Raw genomic sequence first — 17,776 nt, 5'->3', positions numbered from 1 at the left:
CTGAGGCTCTCGAAGGACTCAGCCCCAACTTAAGTATTCACGAAATCAACTATACTGTTTAGTTCATTGATCTTTTTGTTCACACCGTTCGCACTGAGGAAGCGCGCAGCGCTGTCTCGAAGTGTCTTAAAAGGCCCCCCCTCGAGGTCCTCAGGGCAAGGCCTTGGAAAACTCAGGACAAGCCTTCGAGACGCACGCCATGCGTACTCCTCAGGCTGAACGGGATTAATTCAAATGCCATAGATACTCATATCGTCGGGAATACTCCAGTTCGGGCTGAGTTCTTCGAGAGGCTCAGCCAGAACGTTTAGACAACAACGCCTGACAAACCCTTGCGCGGGTACTTACAACAACCCCGGCTAAGCCCTGCAAATCTCACAAGATTGCAGACACACGCCTCTAGCTATTTTCTGACCTCCCAATGTTCCATCTTCCTTTAGCTAATACATAATGTTTACATAATAAACCCATAATGTTTTCTTAATTATCTTTTTGTAAAATAACCATACATATTTTAAAGCAAATTTAAGGTTTGTTTATATGCCAATGACCCTTACGCAGTGGTGGAAACTGCTTAATGATGATTTAAATGAATTAAAACCGACACTTAGCAAGGGAAATCCTGCCTGGAAAAAAAGCTATTGGTCTGCTGCAGCTAAAATGGCACAGCAGGGTCAGACGATAGAGGCAAATATAGTATCTGGCGAAAGTATAAAAGCAACAATTTATAAAAAATCAAAAAAATTTGGCTCGGAATCCAGCGCTGGGTTCAAAAGTAGCTATGATCCCGACACCCAATACCTGCCACAAGTAACTAATGCAGAAGAATTAATATTTGCCCTGACTTATTATCGTCATCTCAGCCGTTATTCAGAAATTGATACGATGGATCCTGTGGTCAATTCCTTTATTTCAAAAATAGCGCTTGGCAAAATTAAAGAACAACGAAATTTAGTAGAAGACAATGCAAATGAATTAAAACGCCGCATTATTGAATTCACTAATAAACCTGAAAATATTGAGGTAGTGAAACAAGAATTTCCTACTGTTGCGGATGACGTATTAAAACAAGTGGAAAAATTAGCCGAGCCTGTGGAGGAAAAACTGGTTAGGCAAATGGAACTAGAGGTTAATGCTGCGCTTGAAAAATTTAGAAATAATCAGGATTTCCATGATTTAAAAAAATATAATCAAGCCTTGGTTAATCTGCTTGGTGAATTGAATAAATCATTTCTAGAAAAGGAAAAAATACTTAGAGAAATTGCCATCTATAAAAAATTTATTGAAGAGCTTTCGGAAAATAAAATAAAACCTAGCGACTTGCAGAATCCTCTAAAATTAGCAGCAGTCTATCGTCAGTTTGTCGAAGAGTTTGCCCTCGATAGCATAGAAGCTTATGGGCAAATTAATTCTTCGGAAGAAGGGGAACAAGTAGTCGAAGTTGCAGAGGAGGGGAGCGACAATGATGAGCAATTTTTAGATATTGCCTTAGAACAAGATTTAAGTTCAGAAGAGAAATTAGAAAAATTAAGAGCAAGATACCCACAAGAATTTACAACCGATTCCTTAAATATTTCTGAATCGGATCGCTACCGAATAACACAATATGGAATAGCTACAGTTCGTGGAGCCGCGAGTGGTTTGAGTTGGTTCGCAAGTTCTGTTGCGAGCTATACGCCTCAGTGGGTCAGTCGTTTAGCGAATTACCCGGTTAGTGCTGTATCTTATGTCATACCTACTACAGTAGCTAATGGATTTAGCAAAATGACAAAAAGCCTTCAGCTACCCGCTTCCAATGAAGAACATAAAAAAGCAGCCTTTATTTCCAAAGCAGAAACAAAAATTGAGAGTTTGGCCAAAGGATTAAATTATGGGGAAAATACAGATATTAGTGCCAAGGATTTTAGCAAAATGTCTTCCAAGCAAATCAATGAGTTAGCCGACAAGATTGCCTCTATTGGACACATGGTCAATATCCAAAAATGCTTAGCAGAATATCGTCAAAGACAAATGAAAGGTGTCGTTAAAGTCACTCAAGTGAGTGTTATCAACTCGATTGTGGAATGGCTAAGTACAACCCCATTTCGCAATTATATCCATGACAGGCTGTTATTGACTTTAGAAGCGAAAAAGCTAGAAGATAATATAAGTCGTTTGATTAAAATTGTAGATGAATCAGAAAGTTATGATAAATTCCAGGTGGCCAGAGAACTTGAAGCCACTCTATCTACAACGCAGGAAAAAGTCAGGGTTATTAAGAAAAACCAATTATACGGACGATTTTTTGGTGTAGAAATTAGAGCTGCCACTCTAGAGCTAGAAGAAGTAACTAAAGTTGGTAAAAATATGGTCGAACGTACTGGTTCTCATACAGAACCCGAGAGCCCGCAAACAGGAACAGAGGTAAGTTCTAATTCAACGCCCTGAAATGGGTAGAAGCAAAATCTAAGTACTTCCCATACCAAGATGGGGAGATGTTAAATTTTTTCAAACATTAATCTATTATTTCTGTTTCATGGTAAAATAACTAGCCTCATTTAATTGGTTTAGATCTCATGGCTATTCCACATCTTTTCCTTGTCCTTTTAGTCGTTGTTGTTTGGGGGCTTAATTTCCTTTTTGTCAAATTAGCACTTGAAGATATTTCCCCTATATTTCTTTGTTGCTTGCGATTTGTTTTAGCGAGCTTCCCGGCTATTTTTTTTGTTAAAAGACCTGCCGTGCCTTTCAAGGTAATTGCTTTGTATGGTTTGGTTATGTTTGCCCTGCAATTTTCATTTTTATTCGTTGGCATGTCTGTAGGAATGACTCCAGGTATGGGCTCGATAATCATGCAAACGCAGGTATTTTTTAGTATGTTTTTTGCTGCGATTTTATTGGGGGAAAAAACATCTGTTTGGCAGATTTTAGGTGCAGTAATTTCCTTCTCGGGTATCGGTTTGGTCGCCACTCATTTTGATAAAAATGTTTCCTTTTTGGGGGCTGTATGTATTCTTACTGCTGCGGCAATCTGGGGGCTAGGTAATCTTATCACTAAAAAAATACATCATATCAATATGTTAGCTTTAGTGGTTTGGGGCAGTTTTGTAGCCTGGTTTCCTCTGTTACTATTATCTCTCATTATGGAAGGGCCAAGTACGATTATTGCGAGCCTAGAACACCTAACCTGGAAAAGCACTTCATCCTTACTTTATATTGTTTATATCTCAACCTGGGTTGGATATGGGGTATGGAATTGGTTAGTAAGTCGTTATCCTGTGAATCTCATCGCTCCTTTTACCTTACTCATTCCGGTCGTGGGTCTACTAGGATCAGTCTTGATTTTAGATGAGCCGTTTTATCTTTGGAAATTAGCTGCAGGATTGCTAGTCATTAGTGGCTTGTTCATAAACATTTTCGGCGCACGATTTTTTGCACCTAGGTTGCGTGAAGAAGTTAATCTGTGAGAACAGAAAACTTGAGTCTAAGGTAGATCACCTGCTTTCAAGAATAGGAAAAAATTCCAACAAAACGTAAAACAACTAACCCGCACGTCCTTCCGAATCCCAAGAGGCTCGGAATGGCGTACGTGATGTGAGCTACTACAACACTAGCTCCTCGTAACCGGTATCAGGGTTTGTAACAAGGATTTAAAAACCTTGGGTGTTCCTGCAACGATATCCCCATGTTTTAGATAATCTTCACCGCCTTGCATGTCACTAATCAAACCACCGGCTTCTTTGATAAGTAAACTACCGGCAGAGATATCCCAAGGGCGAAGGCCAAATTCCCAGAGTCCATCAAGTCTTCCACAGGCTACATAAGCAAGTTCTATCGCAGCGGATCCTGTTCGGCGGACCCCTGCACATTTGCCAATCAATGCTTCGAAGGTGGGCAGATAGCGTTTAGCGAGTGCGGTATTGCGACAGGGGAAACCAGTTCCTAATAAAGCACCTTCTAATTGAGTTTGTTTGGAAACGCGAATACGCCGATCATTGAGCTGCGCGCCACAGCCGCGGCTTGCTGAAAAGCATTCGTGGCGAAGTGGATCATAAACAACGGCATGTTCGATGCGATTTTTAACTTTGTGCGCTATAGCTACGGAAAAGGATGGAAAACCATGCAAATAGTTTGTAGTGCCATCAAGGGGATCAATAATCCAGGTTGATTCTGCATCCTCATTTTGGACACCACTTTCCTCAGCAATAATACCGTGGTCAGGATAGGCTTTATGAATCGTGCTAATAATGGCTTGTTCTGCTTTCACATCGACTTCGCTGAAGTATTCATCACTACTTTTAGCGGTTATTTTTATTCGGTCAATTTGTTCGATATGACGGATAATAATATCACCGGCAAGACGTGCGGCAGTAATAGCAATATTTAATAATGGTTGCATGAGTTCGCTCTTTTTCAACAAAGTCCGCGATTCTAACACATTTTTTTTTGTACAGAGAGAAGTCGTTGCTGGTAGAATGAGTATTGTTGCTATTATTAGAATATTGATGGTTTTCTTATGAATTTTGCTTCAATTCGAATTGTATTAGTTGCGACTTCCCACCCAGGAAATATTGGCTCAGCAGCCAGGGCGATGAAAACGATGGGCTTGCACCATCTTTATTTAGTTACTCCTAAATCATTCCCTGACCAAAAGGCTTATGAAATGGCGGCAGGCGCTGACGATGTTTTAAATAAGGTGCGAGTGACAGCTTCACTGGATGACGCGTTAAAGGGTTGTGAATTGGTTTTAGCAACCAGTGCGAGACCACGTGGTATCGCTTTGCCCGGGCTGACCCCAGCTGCTTGTGCAGAATTAGTCAGTAAACAGCCTGATAATACCGAAGTCGCTATTGTTTTTGGCCGTGAGCATGCAGGATTAACGAATGAGGAATTATTACGCTCTAATTATCATGTAAATATTCCTTCGAACCCTGAATACAGCTCATTGAACCTTGCACAAGCAGTACAGATTATTGCTTATGAATTGCGTATGAAATTGCTTTCTCCCGTCGCTGAAGTTGGCCTTCGTCAGGATCGCCAGGCAACGGTGGAAGAAATAGAACAATTTTATGCTCATTTGCATGAAGTAATGGTTGCGATTGAGTTTTTAAAACCAACGAATCCAACCAAACGCTTGCAGCAGCGAATTCGGCGTTTGTTTAATCGAACCCAGTTGGAACATATGGAAATTAGTATTTTGCGTGGGATTTTAAGTCAGGTGCAATATGCATTGAAATTTGCAAATAAGAAATGATTGGAGTTGATTATGAATCAATTACCCATTTATCTAGATTACATGGCGACAACTCCGGTTGATCCACGTGTTATTGAAAAAATGATGCAATACCTAGGTCCTGAGGACAATTTTGGGAATCCAGCATCGGTAACACATATCTATGGCAGAATTGCCGCAGAGGCGGTAGAGCGTGCGCGTTTGCAAATTGCGGAAGTAATTCATACTACGCCCCGAGAACTGGTGTTTACCTCAGGGGCTACTGAGGCTGATAATTTAGCCATTTTAGGTGCTGCACGTTTTTATCAGCGTAAAGGACGGCATCTCATCACGATGAAAATTGAACATAAAGCGGTACTGGATAGTTTTCATCAACTTGAAAAAGAAGGGTTTGAGGTGAGTTACCTTAATCCACAACCCGATGGTTTACTTGATTTACAAGATTTAAAAAAGGCATTGCGCGAAGACACTATTCTTGTTTCTATCATGCATGCGAACAATGAAATTGGTGTTATTCAGGATATTGCAGCCATCGGAGAGTTATTACGCGATAAAGGAATTATTTTCCATGTCGATGCAGCACAAAGTGCTGGAAAAATTGACATTGATTTAAGTCGATTGTCTGTCGATTTAATGTCTTTCTCTGGGCACAAAATTTATGGACCGAAGGGTATAGGCGCATTATACGTTCGTCATAAACCTAGAGTTCGCCTTCAACCCCTCTCATTCGGAGGGGGGCATGAGGGTGGTTTGCGCTCGGGAACACTGCCAACACATCAAATTGTGGGTTTAGGAGAAGCGTTCGCCATTGCTGAAGCGGAACGCATCGACGAGCAGGCGGCTATTTTAAGGTTACGCCAACAATTATGGAATGGAATTAAGCATCTTCCTGCCGTTCGTCTAAACGGTCATGAACATCAACGTCTTGCGGGGAATCTTAATTTAACCTTTGCCGGCATTGAGGGCGATTCACTATTATATGCTTTGCGTGAACTGGCGATTTCAACGACTTCGGCTTGTGCCGCAGCTAGTATGCAACCTTCTTATGTACTACGCGCTTTAGGTTTGTCGGATGAGTTGGCTTATAGCTCAATTCGCCTATCGTTGGGACGGTTCACTTCTGAGGAGCAAGTTAAACAGGTAATTGCTATAATCTGTCATCAAGTTAATCGATTGCATGAAATATCACCACTATGATGTATAATGAACTTGTAGAATCCTGTTTTTTTACACCTAATCATGTAGGGATAATGGACTTAACACAGCCATTGAGCGTCCACTATCGGGGAGGAGAAACGGGGCGAGGCGACGTATTTGACTTTTACCTGCGTTGTAATGATAAAGGTTTAGTATTAAAGGCTTGCTTTAAAGCTTATGGAAGCCCTTATTTAGTAGCTGCCGCAGAGTGGATTTGTCGACAATTAGAAGGAAGTCAAATCGATGAACATCCCCTGTTTAATTACAAGACCTTAGTGGATGAGTTAGCTATACCAAAAATTCGTTATTCTGTTGCTCTACAAATTGAAGATGGTTATCGTGAGTTAATTGAAAAAATAAAACTGAAGTTAAAAGGGGAGAAACAATGAGTGAAGTAATGCAACATAAAAGCACAGGGTTTGGCGTTACTTTAAGTGAAGCGGCTATTCGCCATATTATAGCCTATCTTGATAAACAAAAAGACAGCAAAGGCATTCGATTATCCGTTAAAAAAACAGGATGTTCGGGTTTATCTTATGTTGTCGACTATGTCACAACGGCGCAAGCGAATGATCTTGTGCAAGAACTAACTAACAATTATCAATTATATATCGACAAAGCCAGTTATCCCTATCTAAAAGGAATGAATGTCGATTACGTCAAGCAAGGTTTAAATCACAAGTTCGTATTTGATAATCCAAACCAAACTGGAGCCTGTGGTTGCGGTGAAAGTTTTACGGTGGAATAAGTATCCTCTCATTAAAACTGTAGTTTGAGTTTTGATCTGCAAGCCGTTGAATTTTTTGTAGCCTTGTTGCAGCCAGGCTACATTTATTATTCGATAAATGCCTGATATGCGTTCATTGGGAAATCATTCTGTTCATTAGCATTTTTATTTGCGTCGTTCAAAAACACCAAAGGATCCAATCTGCCTTTACTCATAAAACCCAAAAAGTGTTCACTTTATGAACAATAAATACATAATTTTTAGTAAAGTGAATTATTTTACTTCAGATCGCGCAAAAATGCTTGCAAAAAAAATTAAATTTACTTAAGCTTCCCTTAATAAATGAATATCAATAAAACAATGTTTACATAGTTTGTGATATTTGATAGTATATCGAGCATGATGTTCGTTTATGAATTAAACTTGGTTTTAAACTTTTTTTTATTTTTGTAGCTGGAGAGGATAATGAGCGCAGTTATGCAGCGTGTTGAACAGCAGAGTGATGCGTTGACACAGCAAGTTATTAGTGCTGTGAAAGGTTACTTGCAAGCAGTAGGTAATAAAGAATCTAATTTAAATCTTTATCAACTCATTGTTGAAGAAGTTGAGGCTCCTTTATTCCGGACGGTTATGGAGTTAACTCGCTATAATCAATCTAAAGCGGCCCGAGTCCTTGGTGTAAGTCGCGGTACATTGCGCACTAAGCTAAAGCGCTATTTTGATGACGAATTCATTGGTACTCGTGGATAAGTAACCTGTCAGAGCTCTCATGTTAAATTTTGATAAAGACGGTCATATTTTATCGTAAAATATGACCGTCTTCCGTTTGTAGTTCATCATTTAAAAGGAAGTCCTGGCCTTTCACTAGGCACTCTGCTAGTATTGATAACAGAGTCGGTCAGGCAATCGCTCTTTGTGCAATACAAAGGGAGGAAAGTCCGGGCTCCAGAGGGCAGGGTGCCAGGTAACGCCTGGGAGGTGAAAGCCTACGGAAAGTGCCACAGAAAATATACCGCCTTATTTTTTTCAGTACTAAAATAAGGTAAGGGTGAAATGGTGCGGTAAGAGCGCACCGCACGGTTGGCAACAGTCGTGGCAGGGAAAACCCCACCTGGAGCAAGACCAAATAGGAATCCTGCTTACCTTTGCGGTAAGAACGTATGGCCCGTACGGGATTCGGGTAGGTTGCTTGAGACTTGTGGTGACGCAGGTCCTAGATGAATGATTGTCCGCGACAGAACCCGGCTTATCGACCGACTTCAACTTAAACAATTTTAAGTGAGCTCTCCCATTGATTTTCATTTTAACTCGACATACTATCGCCGATTTAGGGATGCAAAGAGTTAAACTATGATGCTATGTATTGATGTTGGTAATTCTCATATCTATGGTGGAGTATTTGCTGGGGAAGAGATTCGTCTTCGCTTCCGACATACATCAAAGGTTAGTACCTCCGATGAGTTAGGTATTTTTCTCAAATCAGTATTGCGCGAAAATCAATGTTCCCCCGAAGCAATTAATGAAATTGCAATTTGCTCAGTTGTACCTCAAATCGATTATTCTTTACGTGCTGCCTGCTTAAAATATTTTTCAGTCGATCCCTTTCTGTTACAAGCTGGAGTAAAAACAGGTTTAAATATTAAGTATCGTAACCCAATTGAAGTGGGTGCTGATCGAATTGCCAATGCGATAGCTGCAAACTCCGCATTTCCTGGAAAAAATATCATCGTCATTGATTTTGGCACAGCAACTACTTTTTGTGTCATTACTTCTCAAAAAGGCTATTTGGGTGGGGCAATTTTACCTGGCGTCCGTTTATCTGTAGATGCACTAGCATCAAAAACGGCAAAATTACCGATAGTAGAAATCGTGAAAACCGAACAAGTTGTAGGACGCTCAACTATTGAAAGCATACAATCAGGTATATTTTATGGGGCTTTAGGATCCTGCCGTGAATTAATTCATCGTATCAAAGAGGAGGCTTTTCCTGGCCAAGAGGCTCTAGTCTTGGCAACCGGAGGATTTGCATCTTTATTTGATAAGCATGGGATTTATGATCATCTGATCCCTGATTTAGTGCTGCAAGGCATTCGTTTGGCAGCAGAGCTTAATCGCTAATTAATTGTATGTCTGTCATTACAAGCAGCCTGGCCCGACCTCGCTTATTGACCCCACGTTATCTCAAAATGAGTCTCTAAGAAATTTGTGTTCATTTTATCCCGTTCAGCCTGAGGAGCACGCATCGCGTGCGTCTCGAAGGCTCTGCCCTGAGGGGCTCTCTGCGACACTTCGAGACAGCGCTGTGCGCTTCCTCAGTCCGAACGGGATAAACAAAACGATTAATGAACTAAACAGCCTATTTAATTTCGAGGGGATCTTACTCCAGAAAACCCATCACTCTCCGCAAACCCGTCACTTCTATTTTATGGTCTTATTTAATTCAAAAAGAAACAAATAAAAACAACTTTTCTCTTGGCAAACCACCATGCCTGTATTTTTTGAAAAAAATCTTCATTTGGGGGTTGACGCTTGGGAAATTGTGTTTCTATAGTGTATAAAAGTGGTTTAAAATAACAAAAAAGTGGAGAATTGTGGGAAGGTTGTGGTTATTGATTAACTATTTGATTAAAATCAAGCTGGTAAATTAATAATCCAACCTAACTGCATAAATAATATTCATGTTTCGTGGAATTAATGCCATTACCATTGACGGAAAAGGTCGCCTAACAGTACCTACCCGTTATCGCGATGCCTTGAGTAGTCAAGACGAGGCCGCATTGGTAGTGACTATTGATACCGAAGAAACCTGTTTACTGCTTTATCCCTTGGCAGAATGGCGAATTATTGAAGCGAAATTACAAAGCTTGCCAAGTTTTAATACGGCTGCACGACGAATTCAGCGCTTATTAATTGGTCATGCAACGGATGTGGAAATGGATAGTATCGGGCGAATACTGTTGCCCCAGTTATTAAGAGACTACGCGCAACTCGAGAAAAAAGTGGTAATGATTGGTCAGGGAAATAAATTTGAAGTATGGAATGAAACCCTTTGGCAAACCAAGCGTGAGCAATGGCTAGAGGAAGAGGCATCTAAAGATGGATTGCCTGATGAAATGAAAACTATTTCTTTGTAATGGAAATTAATTATGACAGTGCATCAATCCGTATTGCTGCAAGAGGCAATTGATGGTTTAGCTATTAAGGCAGATGGTATCTATGTTGATGGAACCTTCGGTCGTGGCGGCCATAGCCGAGCTATTTTACAGCAATTATCTAACGCTGGACGATTGATAGCCGTCGATAAAGATCCTGAGGCAATTCGCTATGCTGAGCAGCATTTTGCTGAGGACCCGCGGTTTCAAATCTATCATGGCTCTTTCGCAAATCTCGGTGAATGGGTAAAAGAAGCGAAGGTTTACGGGCAGATCAACGGTATTTTGTTGGATCTTGGGGTTTCTTCACCGCAATTAGACAACCCTGAGCGTGGATTTAGTTTTATGCAGCAAGGCCCTTTGGACATGCGTATGAACTTAGACCAAGAGTTGGATGCCGCCCGTTTTATAAATAATGCGGAAGCTGATGAGATGGCTGCGATTTTTAGAGAGTATGGGGAGGAGCGATTTGCCGGCCGCATAGCTCGAGCCATTGTGGCTGCGCGAGAAGAAGCCCCCATAAAAACGACAGAAGCTTTGGCAGAAATTGTTAAGCAAGCGAATCCAAAATGGGAAAAACATAAACATCCTGCGACCCGAGTCTTCCAAGCCATACGTATTCATGTGAATCAAGAGCTGAATGATTTAATCAAAGCGCTTGATCTAGCAATGGATGTCTTAGCAATTGGCGGTCGCTTGGTAGTGATTAGTTTCCATTCCTTGGAAGATCGCATTGTTAAGCAATTCATGCGGAATAAAGAGTATGGCCAGCGTCCTCCACCAGGAGTGCCGATTCGCAATGAAGAGATTCAAACCAAGTTTAAGAGAATAGGTAAAGCTATAAAAGCTTCTGACAGTGAAATTAAGCAAAATGTCAGAGCACGTAGCGCGGTTTTACGAATAGGAGAAAAATTAGCATGAATGCCGCGGCCAGAGCGATTAATCAAAGTAATTTTTTTAGTGGACAACTATCAGATATGCGGCTCTCAAAACAGCTTTGTTTTCTTTTAACACTATTGCTTGCAGTTCTAGTCACTGCCCTAGCGATTGTTTATACTACCAACGAGCACCGCATCTATTTTAGTCAATTGCAGCGCTTAGAGCAGCAGGCTAATCAATTACAATTACAATGGGGCCAATTAGTTCTCGAACAAGCTAGTCTTGCAACGCCAGCTCGAGTAGAACAGTTGGCGGTAGAGAAATTGCAAATGAGACTGCCAGCGGACAAAGAAATTTTTATATTGCGAACAGAATGAAAAATAATGGCCACTGGGCACGATTAATTGTTATATCAAGCTTTTTCCTTTTATTATTATCAGCTCTTTTGTGGAGAATGCTAGATTTAACAATTTTGCATCGCCAGTTTTTGCAAGGCCAAGGCGATGCCCGCAGCTTAAGAGTGGTCGATATCTCAGCACACAGAGGAATGATCACCGATCGACAGGGAATTCCTCTTGCAGTTAGCACACCAGTGCAATCAGTGTGGATCAATCCTAAAACTTTTGCCCCCGATAGTAGACAGCTTGCAGAATTATGTCGATTATTGGGTATTTCTGCTAGAAGTTTACATGCCGGCGTCAGACAGGCAAGTACTCGCGAGTTTCTCTATTTGCATCGCCAGTTACCACCAATGTTAGCAAAAAAAATTGAAGAGCTTGCTATTCCCGGCGTTAATTTTCAACAAGAATTCAAACGTTATTACCCGGAAGGGGATAGTACAGCGCATCTGCTTGGATTTACTAACATCGATGATATAGGCATTGAAGGTTTAGAACTGGCTTATCAAGATTGGTTGATGGGGATCAATGGTAAGAAGAGAGTATTAAAGGATCGTATGGGGCAAATCATTGAAGAGCTTGGTTTACTAAAAGCCCCTCGGCCTGGGCATGATCTTGTATTGAGTATCGATCGACGAATTCAATATTTGGCCTATCATGAACTACAAAATACAATGGAGAAGTTTGGAGCTAAATCCGGCTCAGTGGTTGTATTGGATACCCAAAATGGAGAAATTTTGGCGGCAGCGAATGCGCCTTCTTTTAATCCTAATGCGCGAGGTCGTTATACTTTAGACAGTTATCGCAATAGAGCACTGACCGATACTTTTGAACCTGGATCAGTAATAAAGCCATTTAGCATTGCAAGTGCTCTAGGTAGTGGTCTTTTCAAACCAGAGACGATTATTGATACCCGTCCAAGTTGGATGATTGTTCATGGCCATACTATTCGTGATATCCATAATTATGGCGTTTTAGATGTGACCGGGGTACTGCAGCACTCAAGTAATGTCGGTGTAGCTAAGATGGTTTTAGCGAGCCCGCCAGAACAGTTAATTGGTTTACTGCAGCGCTCTGGTTTTGGCCAGCGAACAGAAAGTGGTTATCCCGGAGAGAGTGATGGGGGTATTGTCAACGTTAAAGATGCTAATCCTTTTGTACTGGGTACTTTGAGCTTTGGTTATGGTATGTCGGTTACTACGTTGCAATTGGCAAGAGGTTATATGATTTTTGCTAATCAAGGACAGCTAATCCCTGTATCTTTATTGCATACTGAAGCAAAAGTAGTTGGTGAGCAAGTTTTAGATAAAAAAACAGCAGCGCAGGTTCTAGCAATGCTGGAAGCAGTAGTAGGAAGAGGAACAGGTCGTTCGGCAAGAGTACCAGGGTATCGCGTGGCTGGAAAAACAGGAACTGCGCAAATCGCAGGAAAAAATGGTTATGAAAAAAATCGCCATATTGCCAGTTTCGTTGGCATTGCACCGGTTTCAAATCCTCGTTTAGTTGTGGCGGTGGTCATTCACGAGCCCACTAAAAACGGCTATTATGCGGCAGCAGTTGCAGCGCCGCTGTTTTCTCAAGTGATGTCTGGAGCCTTACGCATTCTTGATATCCCACCCGATCAATCTACTACATGAGGTGATGAATGAAATTTGCCGAGTTAATGCAACCTTGGGTGAAGGCTAATATTCCTGATTGTGAAATTTTAGGTTTGCATAATGATAGTCGGCAAATTAAGCCTGGTTTTTTATTTTTTGCTTACCCAGGTCTTGTAACGGACGGTCGCCTTTTTGTTTATCAAGCGATCAATGCTGGCGCTGTTGCACTGGTCTATGAACCAGAAAATTGGCCGTCAATGCATCCAATTCCTAGTGAATTACCTGCGGTACCCCTACCAGGTTTAGCCACTAAACTTGCAGAAATCGCTAGTCGATTTTACGGTGAACCAACAAAGAAAATGGACGTCATCGGTGTGACGGGAACGAATGGAAAAACAACCATCACTTATCAACTTGCGCAGGCGCATAACTTGTTAGGTAGTCACTCAGCTTATATTGGAACGATAGGCCAAGGGGAAGTGGGAGCGCTACAGCCTTTAACTAACACGACTCCAGATGCGCTTAGCTTACAGCAGCTTATGCATGAGTACGTGCAAAATTCAATTAAACAGGTCTGTATAGAGGTGTCTTCACATGCCTTGTGCCAAGGACGGGTCGATAGTATTGATTTTCAGCAAGCTATCTTCACCAATCTTAGTCATGACCACCTCGATTATCATCAAACCATGGAAGCCTATGCCGATGCTAAGGCAATGCTCTTTGAGAAACCTACGTTAAAATGGTCAATTATTAATCAAGATGATAGCTGTAGCTTATTGATGCATCAACGCTCTAAAGCAGAGCAAATCTTAAGCTATGGGGTGAGAGAAGCCGCGGATGTAAGGGCTTTGCATTGTGATGTCAGTCTTAAAGGCACAGAAATTGCCCTAAGTTCTCCCTGGGGAGAACATGACTTAACAATCAACGCCTTAGGTTTTTTTAATGTCTATAATGCCCTAGCTGTTTTCTCAAGCTTATTAGCCTATGGTTATCCGGTTGGAAAGGTCGTACCCATAATGGCTCAATTACAAGCTGCCCCTGGGCGAATGGAAATTGTAGCCAAGGAGCCCTATGCCATTGTTGATTATGCACACACACCGGATGCCTTGAAGAATGTTTTAGCAACTTTACAGAAAGTTAAAAAAGGGCGAATTATTGTCGTATTTGGCTGTGGTGGTGAGCGGGATAAAACAAAACGCCCAATCATGGGTAAAATTGCCAGTGAGTATGCCGATGTGGCTATTTTAACCGATGATAATCCACGCACTGAAGATTCACTGGCAATTATCGACGCAATTGAAGCGGGCATGCCTTCTAAAACCAATCATTATAAAATCCCTGAGCGCGAACAAGCCATTGCCAAGGCTATTAGCCTAGCCAATAAAGAGGATATCATTTTAGTAGCAGGTAAAGGCCATGAAGATTATCAGCAAATTGGTAATATTCATTATCCCTACTCTGATAAGGAAGTGATTTATCGATTGAATTCTAAAAAATCGGCCCGAACTGATAGTTGAAATTATAGACATTTGATTTTTTATAACACGGGATGCCTGTTTATTAGTCTGAAGTTAAGCTGTATAATCTTATCCCTCATGCAAGTAGCTCTTTTAATTTAGTTCAGTCAAATACTATTAATAGGATTCAAGATGTCTAATTCATTTCATATCGATGGAATAAAAGCATTCACCGAAAATAATTATGAAAAAGCGATAGCATTATTTCTTCAGTCAATTGAGCAGTATCCAGAAGAAGTGGAAAGCCATTTTTATTTAGCAAAAAGTTATTTTTATAATGATGAAAAAGACCAAGCGATTGCTTCTATAAAAAAATTTATTGAAGTAAGTAATGACAAAGCTAAGATTGCTAATGCTTATAATTTATTAGGCCAATGCTATGAGGCAAAAAACAGCGATGCGGAAGCGCTAGCATATTATGAGCAAGCAGTTAAGACGGACCCATCTTGTGCAGAAGCCTGGAATAGCAGGGGCTTACTCTGCTTAAAAACTGCTAAAGAGGAGCTTGAAAAAGAGGAGCTTGAAAAAGACGTAGAGGCAATCCATAGGCTTTTTACAGAAGCAAAGTCTTTTATCGATCAAGCACTTAACATTTGTAGTTCTTTTCCCTTATTTTTACAAGGTATAGCTCTTTGGTATGAACAATATACTGACATTCTCGAAGTATGTATCGAAAATGAAATTGAGGCAAGAAATGCAATAAAAGGTCATTATATAATTGCAATGGATTATTACCAAAAAGCATTATCCGCCTGTAGAGAAGATGATTCAGCACTAAGAAATATTATTTTTGTTAATCTTACAGAATGCAAAGCGCAGTATGGTCATTGTTTTTATCGAAACAAAGAGTATAAGGCTGCAAGAAAAATTTACTTAGAGACACTTGAACGAGATCCAGACCACCTCGGGGTAATTACACAAATCGGTATGACTTATTCTAAACAAGAGTGTTTTCCCGAAGCAAGAAAGTACTTTTTTTCTATTCTTGAAAAAACATTGGAAGAGAAAGAGATTGCCGATGCCAGCTTAAATATTGCCTATACGTATCGATTAGAGAAAAATTTAGAAGAAGCAGAAAAAGCGCTGAAGAGAGCTGAAGAACTTGCTCCTGATGATACTTATGTTGTCGCAGAACGAAAAGAGTTGATGCAAGCAAAATCAGCAGCCGCACTAATTTCAGCCCCCCAAATCTTACTTGCTAATTCAAATCCTGTTTCGCAACCTAATTTGAATCATGAATCCCTTAATTTTCAATATAACTAAGAAAATCTATCCAGCTCAACAATAGTTTGGGCTGGATAAAAGCCTTATTCATTTAAAATCCAAGCAGTTTACTGAGCTTACTAATGGGAAGATTATAGCAACAAAAATCGTGGCGATTTTGATGGGCTTTACGAAGGTTTATGAACGTTGATTCGAGATTAGCTGCTGTTTTTAATTGCAAGGTTTCATGAAGAGGATTGTATAATTTTAGAGCCAAATCTTGCCAAGATTTATCGCTATAAGCAAGACTTGGAGCCTGCGGGTAAAAATTAAATGGTGGTGCTTCTAGTTGCATATAAGCATGCAATTTTTCGCTAATCATTTCAATTGCCCGATATTTTGCTTCAATACTATGACCTGCGATATGGGGAGTACAGAGTGTTGCTAGTTCGATAATTTTGGAACTTATTTTGGGCTCATTAGAAAAAACATCAGTGCAATAAATCAGTGGTGTTTTCTGCTGTAACAAGGCTTTTTCATCCACGATACCGCCACGTGCTGCATTAATAATGACGGTGTTTGGTTTTAATTGTTCAAGCAATGATTCATTAAAAAGATGACGGCTGGGGTAGGGTTGCTCATCATGTAAATTAGCGTGAATAGAAATGAGATCGCAGTCAACTAGGTCTTGAAGTGTTCTATTCTTAAACTCTGCTTTAAACGGATCATAGCAAAGCACTTCCATACCAGCAGCAGTTAAGCGTCTGACTACTTTTGAACCTACTTCACCTACGCCAAGTACGGCTGCTTTTGAGCCTGAAAAGTTTTTATATTGTTGTAGATAAGCGAGCGTAGCAATCACATAATCAGCAACGGCGACAGCGTTACTTCCTTTGGCATCGATTAATTGGATGGAATTGTTTTTTAGATAAAGCAAATCAATATGGTCTATGCCAGAGCTTGCCGTCGCAACATAGCGGAGTGCATGCCCTTTTAATAGGTTTTTATCAACCTTCAGTGTGGCGCGACAAATTAAGACTTGCTGATTTTTAAGTAGTTCGGGCAGTTCATTGGCATTGTTATAGAAACTCAGTTCAAAAGGCTCAGGAAAGGCTTGTTGCAATCCTGGTAAACTGGCGTCAGCGAGAATTTTCATATGCTAAATAACGCATAGATCCCAGCCAATGACCATCTCAGCGGAGGTTGAATTAGCCAGCCTAGAGCACCCGTAAAAATAAGTGCTAGTAGTATAAAGAAACCATAGGGTTCAATTTTTTGGTACTGAATGGCTTGTCTAAGAGGTAAAATACTAGCCACTATTCGACTCCCGTCCAAGGGCGGAATAGGAATCAAATTGAGGTAAGCCAATAATAGATTAATAATAATTCCAGCTTGACCGGATAAAGCCATGAATAAAGCAGCATTAGAAGTGGTCGGATTGAGGATTAATCCTACTTTAAGGCAAACCGCCCATAAAATTGCCATTAATAAATTGGATACCGGACCCGCGGCTGTGGCAAGCGCCATGTCTCGCCGAGGGTTACGCAGTAAAGAAGCATTGATGGGTACAGGTTTGGCCCAGCCAAATACAAAGCTGAATTGACTTAATACAAGTACTAGAATTGGGACAAGGATAGTACCAATGAGGTCGATATGTTTTAGTGGATTAAAACTCAAACGCCCAAGCATTTTAGCTGTAGTATCACCGAAGCGGGAAGCAACCCAAGCATGCGCAGCCTCGTGAATGGTAATTGCAAATAGCACCGGAAGTATCCATATCACTATTCGCTGGATGGTTGATAATTCAAGCATAAAAGAGGGCTTGTCATTTAAGGAAGGCTCATTCTAACGGATTGTTGGGCCTTTGCTCAAGGTTAATCTCAATTCATCAGG

17 protein-coding genes and 1 other RNA gene are annotated in these 17,776 nt (G+C 40.7%); 15 read left to right on the top strand and 3 right to left on the bottom strand.

Annotation, left to right across the window (positions count from 1 at the left end; translation table 11 throughout):
• The first annotated feature begins 540 nt into the window (after nt 1-540).
• On the top strand, nt 541-2,427 hold the full coding sequence (locus Lnau_RS00615) for a hypothetical protein (protein WP_058503211.1): 1,887 nt from the start codon (nt 541-543) through the stop codon (nt 2,425-2,427).
• Nucleotides 2,428-2,555: 128 nt separating this feature from the next.
• Complete coding sequence (locus tag Lnau_RS00610; protein ID WP_058503210.1) at nt 2,556-3,446, top strand: EamA family transporter; 891 nt, start codon at nt 2,556-2,558, stop codon at nt 3,444-3,446.
• Nucleotides 3,447-3,589: 143 nt separating this feature from the next.
• On the opposite strand, the gene Lnau_RS00605 is transcribed toward Lnau_RS00610, so the two are convergent.
• Complete coding sequence (locus Lnau_RS00605; RefSeq protein ID WP_058503209.1) at nt 3,590-4,378, bottom strand: inositol monophosphatase family protein; 789 nt, start codon at nt 4,376-4,378, stop codon at nt 3,590-3,592.
• A 117-nt stretch (nt 4,379-4,495) separates the two neighbouring features.
• Between Lnau_RS00605 and Lnau_RS00600 the strand changes: the two genes are divergently transcribed.
• The 13 genes from Lnau_RS00600 (at nt 4,496) to Lnau_RS00545 (ending at nt 15,943) form a co-directional block, all read left to right on the top strand.
• The gene (locus Lnau_RS00600; protein ID WP_058503208.1) at nt 4,496-5,233 is read left to right on the top strand and encodes an RNA methyltransferase; all 738 of its coding nucleotides are present in this window, start codon (nt 4,496-4,498) and stop codon (nt 5,231-5,233) included.
• A 12-nt stretch (nt 5,234-5,245) separates the two neighbouring features.
• A complete protein-coding gene (locus Lnau_RS00595; protein WP_058503207.1) occupies nt 5,246-6,409 on the top strand; it encodes an IscS subfamily cysteine desulfurase in 1,164 nt (387 codons plus the stop codon).
• Entirely contained in the window at nt 6,406-6,798 is a 393-nt protein-coding gene (locus Lnau_RS00590) for an iron-sulfur cluster assembly scaffold protein (protein WP_058503206.1), read from the top strand. The genes Lnau_RS00595 and Lnau_RS00590 overlap by 4 nt, the downstream gene beginning before the upstream one ends.
• Nucleotides 6,795-7,157, top strand: coding sequence for a HesB/IscA family protein (locus Lnau_RS00585; RefSeq protein ID WP_058503205.1), 363 nt, complete (start codon nt 6,795-6,797; stop codon nt 7,155-7,157). Before Lnau_RS00590 ends, Lnau_RS00585 begins: the two co-directional genes overlap by 4 nt.
• Nucleotides 7,158-7,601: 444 nt before the next feature.
• Nucleotides 7,602-7,886 carry a helix-turn-helix domain-containing protein gene (locus tag Lnau_RS00580; RefSeq protein ID WP_058496303.1) on the top strand — a complete coding sequence of 95 codons (285 nt, stop codon included), beginning with the start codon at nt 7,602-7,604 and terminating at the stop codon, nt 7,884-7,886.
• Nucleotides 7,887-8,026: 140 nt separating this feature from the next.
• An RNA gene (gene rnpB, locus Lnau_RS01015) (RNase P RNA component class A) lies at nt 8,027-8,401 on the top strand.
• Between the two features lie 85 nt (nt 8,402-8,486).
• Nucleotides 8,487-9,254 (top strand): type III pantothenate kinase, encoded by a 768-nt coding sequence (locus tag Lnau_RS00575; protein WP_058503204.1) that lies wholly within the window; start codon nt 8,487-8,489, stop codon nt 9,252-9,254.
• Between the two features lie 560 nt (nt 9,255-9,814).
• On the top strand, nt 9,815-10,270 hold the full coding sequence (mraZ, locus tag Lnau_RS00570) for a division/cell wall cluster transcriptional repressor MraZ (RefSeq protein ID WP_058503203.1): 456 nt from the start codon (nt 9,815-9,817) through the stop codon (nt 10,268-10,270).
• Between the two features lie 12 nt (nt 10,271-10,282).
• Nucleotides 10,283-11,209 (top strand): 16S rRNA (cytosine(1402)-N(4))-methyltransferase RsmH, encoded by a 927-nt coding sequence (gene rsmH, locus Lnau_RS00565; protein WP_058503202.1) that lies wholly within the window; start codon nt 10,283-10,285, stop codon nt 11,207-11,209.
• A complete protein-coding gene (ftsL, locus tag Lnau_RS00560; protein ID WP_058503201.1) occupies nt 11,206-11,544 on the top strand; it encodes a cell division protein FtsL in 339 nt (112 codons plus the stop codon). Before rsmH ends, ftsL begins: the two co-directional genes overlap by 4 nt.
• Nucleotides 11,541-13,202, top strand: coding sequence for a peptidoglycan D,D-transpeptidase FtsI family protein (locus Lnau_RS00555; RefSeq protein ID WP_058503200.1), 1,662 nt, complete (start codon nt 11,541-11,543; stop codon nt 13,200-13,202). The genes ftsL and Lnau_RS00555 overlap by 4 nt, the downstream gene beginning before the upstream one ends.
• An 8-nt stretch (nt 13,203-13,210) precedes the next feature.
• Nucleotides 13,211-14,680 carry a UDP-N-acetylmuramoyl-L-alanyl-D-glutamate--2,6-diaminopimelate ligase gene (locus tag Lnau_RS00550; protein ID WP_058503199.1) on the top strand — a complete coding sequence of 490 codons (1,470 nt, stop codon included), beginning with the start codon at nt 13,211-13,213 and terminating at the stop codon, nt 14,678-14,680.
• Between the two features lie 132 nt (nt 14,681-14,812).
• Nucleotides 14,813-15,943 (top strand): tetratricopeptide repeat protein, encoded by a 1,131-nt coding sequence (locus Lnau_RS00545; protein ID WP_058503198.1) that lies wholly within the window; start codon nt 14,813-14,815, stop codon nt 15,941-15,943.
• A 52-nt stretch (nt 15,944-15,995) separates the two neighbouring features.
• On the opposite strand, the gene Lnau_RS00540 is transcribed toward Lnau_RS00545, so the two are convergent.
• Nucleotides 15,996-17,039: a 4-phosphoerythronate dehydrogenase gene (locus Lnau_RS00540; RefSeq protein WP_058503197.1), complete on the bottom strand. Its 1,044-nt coding sequence runs from the start codon at nt 17,037-17,039 to the stop codon at nt 15,996-15,998.
• Nucleotides 17,036-17,695: a site-2 protease family protein gene (locus tag Lnau_RS00535; RefSeq protein WP_058503196.1), complete on the bottom strand. Its 660-nt coding sequence runs from the start codon at nt 17,693-17,695 to the stop codon at nt 17,036-17,038. The genes Lnau_RS00540 and Lnau_RS00535 overlap by 4 nt, the downstream gene beginning before the upstream one ends.
• Nucleotides 17,696-17,776 lie beyond the last annotated feature (81 nt).

The sequence above is a fragment of the Legionella nautarum genome (assembly GCF_001467895.1).
Lineage (GTDB): Bacteria > Pseudomonadota > Gammaproteobacteria > Legionellales > Legionellaceae > Tatlockia > Tatlockia nautarum.
This window is presented reverse-complemented; position numbering and strand designations above follow the sequence as displayed.